The following is a 6,900-nucleotide window of genomic DNA, read 5'->3' as shown; positions in this document are numbered from 1 at the left end:
CAAGAAACTTCAGAGCGAGTTCGTTGGTCGCCAGCAGCGCCGCCGCCCTCGTTGGTGTGCGGTTTATAGATCCGAGACAGACACTTCGTCAACAGCACCCGTCCGAAAAACTTCATAAAAGTGACAAGTGGCTGTAATAACTACGGAATTCCAACCGGATGCCATGCCAGCCCGTTTCCACAAACGAAAACGACGCCCGCAGCACAGGCTCGGGCGTCGTTTGATAGACAGTTCGCTTTGTTGTGCGAAGATACAGGCGCCCGCCTATTCGGCAGCTTCTGCGGGCTTCGGCACGTAGTTCAGGATCGGCCCGAGCCAGCGTTCGACCTCCAGCACTGACATGCCCTTGCGACGGGCGTAATCCTCCACCTGGTCCCGCTCCACCTTGGCCACACCGAAGTAATAGGCCTCGGGATGGCCGATGTAGAGACCGGAGACGGACGAGCCCGGCCACATGGCAAAGCTTTCCGTCAGGCGGACGCCGATCTCGGCTTCGGCATCGAGCAGGTCGAACAGCGTGGTCTTTTCGGTGTGATCGGGCTGGGCCGGGTAGCCCGGCGCCGGACGGATGCCTGCATACGGCTCTGCAATCAATGCTTCCGGCTCGAACGCCTCCTCGGCGGCATAGCCCCAGAGTTCCTTGCGAACGACTTCGTGCATCCGCTCGGCAAAGGCCTCTGCAAAGCGGTCGGCCAGCGCTTTCACCATGATTGCGGCATAATCGTCGTTCGCGCGCTCGAACCGTTCGGCGATTGCGACCTCCTCGATTCCGGCCGTCACCACGAAGCCGCCGACATAGTCGCCGACACCGCTCTCGGTCGGCGCCACGAAGTCGGCGAGCGCCATGTTGGCACGACCATCCCGCTTGGCCATCTGCTGGCGCAGCGTGTGAAGGGTCGCAAGCGGCGTCTCTCGCGATTCGTCCGTGAACAGCTGGATGTCATCGCCCATGGCGCCGGCCGGCCAGAAGCCGATCACGGCTTTGGGTACGAACCAGTTTTCCGCGATGATCTGGGCCAGCATGGCCTGTGCGTCGGCGAAGAGCTGACGCGCAGCCGCCCCCTGGCGTTCGTCATCGAGAATTTTCGGATAGACGCCCTTCATCTCCCAGGTTTGGAAGAACGGCGTCCAGTCGATGTAGCGCGCGAGTTCGCCGAGGTTCCAGCCATCGAAGACCCGCGTTCCGAGGAACGACGGCTTCGTGGGGCGATAGACGGACCAGTCGGCGCGATGGCGGTTTGCCCGGGCGCGCTCCAGCGGCAGGCGCTGCTTTTCCCGCTCGGAACGGGCATGCGCTTCCGCCACCTTGCGGTAATCGGCCCGGATCGTCTCGATATAGGGATCGCGCGCCTCCGGCGACAGCAGGTTCGACACGACGCCGACGGCGCGACTGGCATCGGTGACATAGACCGTCTGCCCCAGATTATAGCGCGGGTGGATCTTCACCGCCGTATGGACGCGGCTGGTCGTGGCGCCGCCGATCAGCAGCGGCAGGTTCATCCCCTCACGCTGCATTTCTGCTGCAACATGCACCATTTCGTCGAGCGACGGCGTGATAAGGCCGGAGAGGCCGATGATATCGACCTTCTCGGCCTTGGCGACCTCCAGAATTTTTGCTGCGGGAACCATGACGCCGAGATCGATGATCTCGTAATTGTTGCAGGCGAGAACCACGCCAACGATGTTCTTGCCGATATCGTGGACATCGCCCTTGACGGTCGCCATCAGGATCTTGCCGGCGGATTGGCGTGCCTCGCCGCCCTCCGCCAGCTTCTCCGCTTCCATGTAAGGCAGGAGCACGGCGACCGCCTGCTTCATGACACGTGCGGATTTCACCACCTGCGGCAGGAACATCTTGCCGGCGCCGAACAGGTCGCCGACAACGTTCATGCCCGCCATCAGCGGCCCCTCGATGACGTGCAGCGGACGGGCGGCGACAAGCCGCGCCTCTTCCGTGTCATCAACGATGAATTCGGTGATACCGTTGACCAGCGCGTGTTCGAGCCGCTTGTCCACGGTCCACTCGCGCCAGCGCAGGTCGCGCTCCTTTGCCTCGCGGCCGGCAGCGCCCTTGAACCGTTCGGCAAGCGTCAGCAGCCGGTCGGTCCCGTCCGGTCGGCGGTTAAGGACGACGTCCTCGCAGGCCTCGCGCAATTCCGGCTCGATGGCGTCGTAGACGATCAGCTGCCCGGCATTAACAATGCCCATGTCCATGCCCGCCTGAATGGCGTGGTAGAGGAACACGGCATGCATGGCCTCGCGCACCGGCTCATTGCCGCGGAACGAGAAGGACAGGTTGGAAACGCCGCCCGAGATGTGAACATGCGGCAGGGTCGCCACGATCTCGCGCGTTGCCTCGATGAAGTCGACGCCGTAATTGTTGTGCTCCTCGATGCCCGTGGCCACCGCGAAGATATTGGGGTCGAAGATGATGTCCTCAGGCGGGAAGCCGACCTCTTCGGTGAGGATGCGATAGGCGCGGGTGCAGATATCGACCTTGCGCTGACGGCTGTCGGCCTGGCCCTGCTCGTCGAAGGCCATGACCACGACGGAGGCGCCATAGGCCCGACACAGCCGCGCCTGATGCAGAAAACTCTCCTCGCCTTCCTTCAGCGAGATGGAGTTGACGATGGACTTGCCCTGCACGCATTTCAAACCCGCCTCGATCACCTCCCACTTGGAGCTGTCGATCATCACGGGAACGCGGGCGATGTCAGGCTCGGCGGCGATCAGGTTCAGAAACTCGATCATCGCCTGCTTCGAATCGATCAGGCCTTCGTCCATGTTGATGTCGATGACCTGGGCGCCGTTCGCCACCTGGTCGCGCGCGACATCCAGCGCCGCGGCATAATCGCCAGCCGTGATCAGCTTGCGGAATTTCGCCGAACCGGTCACGTTGGTGCGCTCGCCCACGTTGATGAAGGGAATGTCCTTCGTCAGCGTGAAGGGCTCCAGCCCGGAGAGCCGCATCTGCGGTGCGACGGCCGGGATCTGCCGGGGTGGGAAAGCGGCCATATCTTAGAGCCTCGCCTGTGCGTTTGTGTCGAAGGCGGGACGCGGCACGTGTCCAACGACGGCTTCGGCGATGGCCTTGATGTGCGCGGGTGTCGAGCCGCAGCAACCGCCGACGATGTTGACGAGTCCGTCTCGGGCAAAACCGGCGATCTGCGCGGCCATCTCGTCCGGGCTCTCGTCATAGGCGCCGAATTCGTTGGGCAGGCCGGCATTCGGATAGGCGCAGATGAGCGTATCGGCGACGCCGGACAGCTCGGCCAGATGCGGCCGCATGGCGTTGGCGCCCAGTGCGCAATTGAGGCCGATCGAGAACGGCCGGGCGTGGCGCAACGAGTACCAGAAGGCCGTCGGCGTCTGGCCGGACAGCGTGCGGCCGGAGAGATCGGTGATCGTGCCGGAGATCATGACCGGCAGCGTGATGCCACGCTCGGCGAACACTTCCAGCGTCGCGAACACGGCCGCCTTGGCGTTCAGCGTATCGAAGATCGTCTCGATCAGCACGATATCCGTGCCGCCATCGATCAGCCCGCGCAGCTGCTGCCCGTAGGCGAGCCGCAGGTCGTCGAAGCTGACGGCGCGGTAACCGGGATTGTTGACATCCGGCGAGATCGACGCGGTGCGGTTGGTGGGCCCAAGCGCGCCGGCCACGAACCGGCGGCGACCGTCCTTGTCCTGCGCGCGCAGGCCGGCGCGCCGGGCGAGGCGTGCACCGTCGCGGTTCAGGTCGTAGACGGCGTCTTCCATGCCGTAATCGGCCTGGGCGATGGTGGTCGAGGAGAAGGTGTTGGTCTCAAGAATATCCGCACCCGCCAGCGCATAGCGATAGTGGATGTCCTCGATCGCCGCCGGCTGGGTCAGGGTCAGCAGATCGTTATTGCCCTGCAGATGGCACTCGCAGCCCTGAAATCGCTCGCCGCGAAAGTGCTCTTCCGTCAGTCCGAGCGTCTGGATCTCCGTGCCCATCGCGCCATCCATGATGAGGATGCGCTCGGAGGCAGCCTGCCGGAGGGCACGTGCGACCTCGGAGCCGTCGGGCGCCGGGGTCGGTTCACCGAAAAGGGCCGTGATGGCGGACATGGGACAACCTTTCGCCTGCTGGACAGGCTTCGGAGTGACATAAAGATATATTTATGTCAATATATGTTACGTTTGGATGCGCGCAAGGCAGTCCTTCAGTTCGTAGATCGCGCAGAGGATGTGATAGAAGGTGCTGGCAGGCGCCGCCTCCTCGATGAAGACGCCGCTTTCCGGCAGCTTGTCGCGCCAAAGCCCCTTTACCGGGACATCCAGAAACAGGTTCAACGCTGCAATCGCCCGTTCGGCCGAGCCGAGATAGCGCACCTGTGCCTCGCCTTCGCTCAGCGCCGCCAGCCGGATCGCGGCCTTTAGCCACTCGGTCTGCGGCCAGAGCCGCGCTAGCGGGTCGCGCACCGAGAAATCGTCGTTGAGCTGCATGATGGCGACCTTGCGCGTCGCGCAGATGCCGTGCGCCTCGCCGATTTCGAACAGGCGCCGCGCCTTGACGATCGCGCCCGCATCGCCCCGGCGCTCGCCCCAGCGCAGCAGCAGCCAGGCCCATTCGAACTGGTGCCCCGGCTCCACCACACGGCCGAGATCGCCGGGCATCGGCGCCCAGTCATGGTCGAAGAACTCGCGAAGCGCGCCGGTCTGCGGATCGATGAAGCGGTCCATGCAGAGCGAGGCGATCTCGTCTGCCAGATTGGTCCAGCCGACCTGATCGAAACCCTCGACCTCTTCGCTGGCAAGGCAGGCCTCGAACAGGTGCATATGCGGATTGGAGCAGAGCGGCAGGCGCGGCGGGTTGTCCTCCTCGAAGCCGGCGACCGGGTGCTTGCACCAGTCTTCCAGCTTTGCCTTCAGTGTCGTGCTGCGCTCCGCCATCTCAGCCCGGCGCTCGGGGAAGGCGCGCGCCATATAGGCGAAGGCCAGCAGCGCGAAGGCCTGATTGTAGATGTCGAAGGACGGGTCGAGCAGCGTGCCGTCGGCATCGGCAAGCGCGCCGTAAAAACCGCTCGGCTGTAGAAACACCCGGTCGAAGAAAGCGAGACCGCCGGTGCTTGCCCCCTGCCAGTCGCCGGCCCAGCCGCGCAGGCCCGCCTCCGCAAAGCAATAGGTCTGGCGCGGCTGCACGCGGGCGCGCAAATTGTCGCGCGTCGGTTGGCCGGTCAGGTCGATCGTCTCGACGAAGCCGCCATCGGGATCGTTGAACCCCTTGTCCCGCCAGAGCGGCAGGGCCTGTTCGGTCAGCCAATGGTCGAGGGAGGCGGAGAGCGCGGAAACGGCCATGGATGGCACCTTTGCATAGAAATCAGAAAGAGAACTCAGACATCGAGACGGAGGCTGGTAAGGTCATGGCCGAGATGCAAAGCCAGCGCCTCGACCACCATCGCATGGTCCTGCCGCTGCGGCAGTCCGGAGACGGTGACCGCGCCGATGCAGCCGGCGCCTGTCACCGTGATGGGAAAGCTGCCGCCATGGGCCGCGAAATCCGCATCCGACAGGCCGAACTTGTCCTGCAGGCTGCGCCCGTCGCGGGCGAGCGAAAGCCCGGTCGCATAGCTGCTTCGGAAGAAGCGGGCGACGCAGTTGCGTTTGCGGCGCACCCAGTTCGCATTGTCGGGAGAGGTGCCTTCCAGCGCTGCGTAGAACAGCGGCATGGAAAACAGGCTGACATCGATGACGACGCCGAGCTTGCCGGCCGCCGCCATGTCGCGCAGCCGCAGGCCGAGCGCCCAGGCGACATCGGCGTCGAAGTGCGCGAAGGTCAGCGTCTTTTCCTGATGGGCGACGCGGGCGATATCGGTTTCGAGAGATGCGGTCATGCGTCTATTCCTTCCAGAGCCATGCGGCGCCGCGCACGCCCGAACTGTCACCATGGACGGCCTTGCGGATCGGCGTCTCGAACGAATCACCAAAGATATACTGCGCGACGAGGCCCGGCAGGTCGTCGTAGATCTCATCGACATTCGACATGCCGCCGCCGAGCACGAACACATCGGGATCGACGACATTGGTCAAAAGCGCGAGGCTGCGGGCCAGACGATCGGTAAAGCGCTCGTAGACGCCGCGGGCGACCGCGTCGCCGCCGCGCATGTCGGAGATGATGTCGCGCGCCAGACGCTCGCGCCCGGTGGTCAGGCGGTAGTCGAGCTCGACGCCCGTGCCGCAGGCGTATTTTTCCAGGCAACCCGTCTTGCCGCACCAGCAGGTATGGCCGGGATATTCCTCCGGCCGCATCCAGGGCAGCGGATAATGGCCGACTTCGGCGGCAACGCCCTGAAAGCCGGCATGCACCTTGCGCCCGATCGCCAGACCGCCGCCATGACCGGTCCCGATGATGATGCCGAACACCGTCTCGGCCCCCGCCCCCGCCCCATCGACCGCCTCGGAGACGGCAAGGCAGTTGGCATCGTTGGCGATCCGCACGGGGCGACCGAGCAGCGCTTCGAGATCCTGGCCGAGCGGACGACCGTTGAGAATGACGGCATTGGAATTGCGCACGAGGCCCGTGCGCGGATTGGGACTGCCGGGAATGCCGATGCCGACGCTGCCCGAGGCGCCCGACGCCGCTTCCGCCGAACGAACCAGCGACCGCACCGCATCGAGGCAGGCATCATAGGACGTCGGCGTCGGCACGCGCTCGCGCGCCCGCAGCGCACCCGCCTCATCCAGCGCCACCACCTCCATCTTGGTGCCGCCCCAGTCGATCCCGATAAACATCAAGCCCCCCTTGTGCCGCCTGCAAAGAGGCGCAGGCGGGCCTGCATATCGTGAGCGCGATGAACATCCCACCTTTTCTTTTGTGATTTTGGCCGCTTGATATGCTCCTTCATCGACAGGAGCGGAACGGAATGGTTGGAGAAG

General features: G+C 64.4%; 3 protein-coding genes and 1 pseudogene. All 4 read right to left on the bottom strand.

Annotated elements, in window-relative coordinates; genetic code table 11:
- Positions 1 to 264: 264 nt before the first annotated feature.
- Positions 265 to 4,092, bottom strand: a pseudogene (metH, locus tag C8J33_RS26475) (methionine synthase).
- Positions 4,093 to 4,158: 66 nt separating this feature from the next.
- The gene (locus C8J33_RS26470; RefSeq protein ID WP_132665905.1) at positions 4,159 to 5,322 is read right to left on the bottom strand and encodes an AGE family epimerase/isomerase; all 1,164 of its coding nucleotides are present in this window, start codon (positions 5,320 to 5,322) and stop codon (positions 4,159 to 4,161) included.
- A gap of 35 nt (positions 5,323 to 5,357) precedes the next feature.
- Entirely contained in the window at positions 5,358 to 5,858 is a 501-nt protein-coding gene (locus tag C8J33_RS26465) for a heme-degrading domain-containing protein (RefSeq protein WP_132448651.1), read from the bottom strand.
- 4 nt (positions 5,859 to 5,862) lie between these two features.
- The gene (locus tag C8J33_RS26460) at positions 5,863 to 6,756 is read right to left on the bottom strand and encodes an ROK family protein (protein WP_132665904.1); all 894 of its coding nucleotides are present in this window, start codon (positions 6,754 to 6,756) and stop codon (positions 5,863 to 5,865) included.
- Positions 6,757 to 6,900: the final 144 nt, after the last annotated feature.

This window comes from Rhizobium sp. PP-CC-3G-465 (assembly GCF_004343445.1).
GTDB classification, from domain to species: domain Bacteria; phylum Pseudomonadota; class Alphaproteobacteria; order Rhizobiales; family Rhizobiaceae; genus Ferranicluibacter; species Ferranicluibacter rubi.
This window is presented reverse-complemented; position numbering and strand designations above follow the sequence as displayed.

Coding starts and splice junctions, on each gene's coding strand:
- C8J33_RS26470 (WP_132665905.1), bottom strand. CDS start 5,322: ATGGCCGTTTCCGCGCTCTCCGCCTCCCTCGACCATTGGCTGACCGAA.
- C8J33_RS26460 (WP_132665904.1), bottom strand. CDS start 6,756: ATGTTTATCGGGATCGACTGGGGCGGCACCAAGATGGAGGTGGTGGCG.
- C8J33_RS26465 (WP_132448651.1), bottom strand. CDS start 5,858: ATGACCGCATCTCTCGAAACCGATATCGCCCGCGTCGCCCATCAGGAA.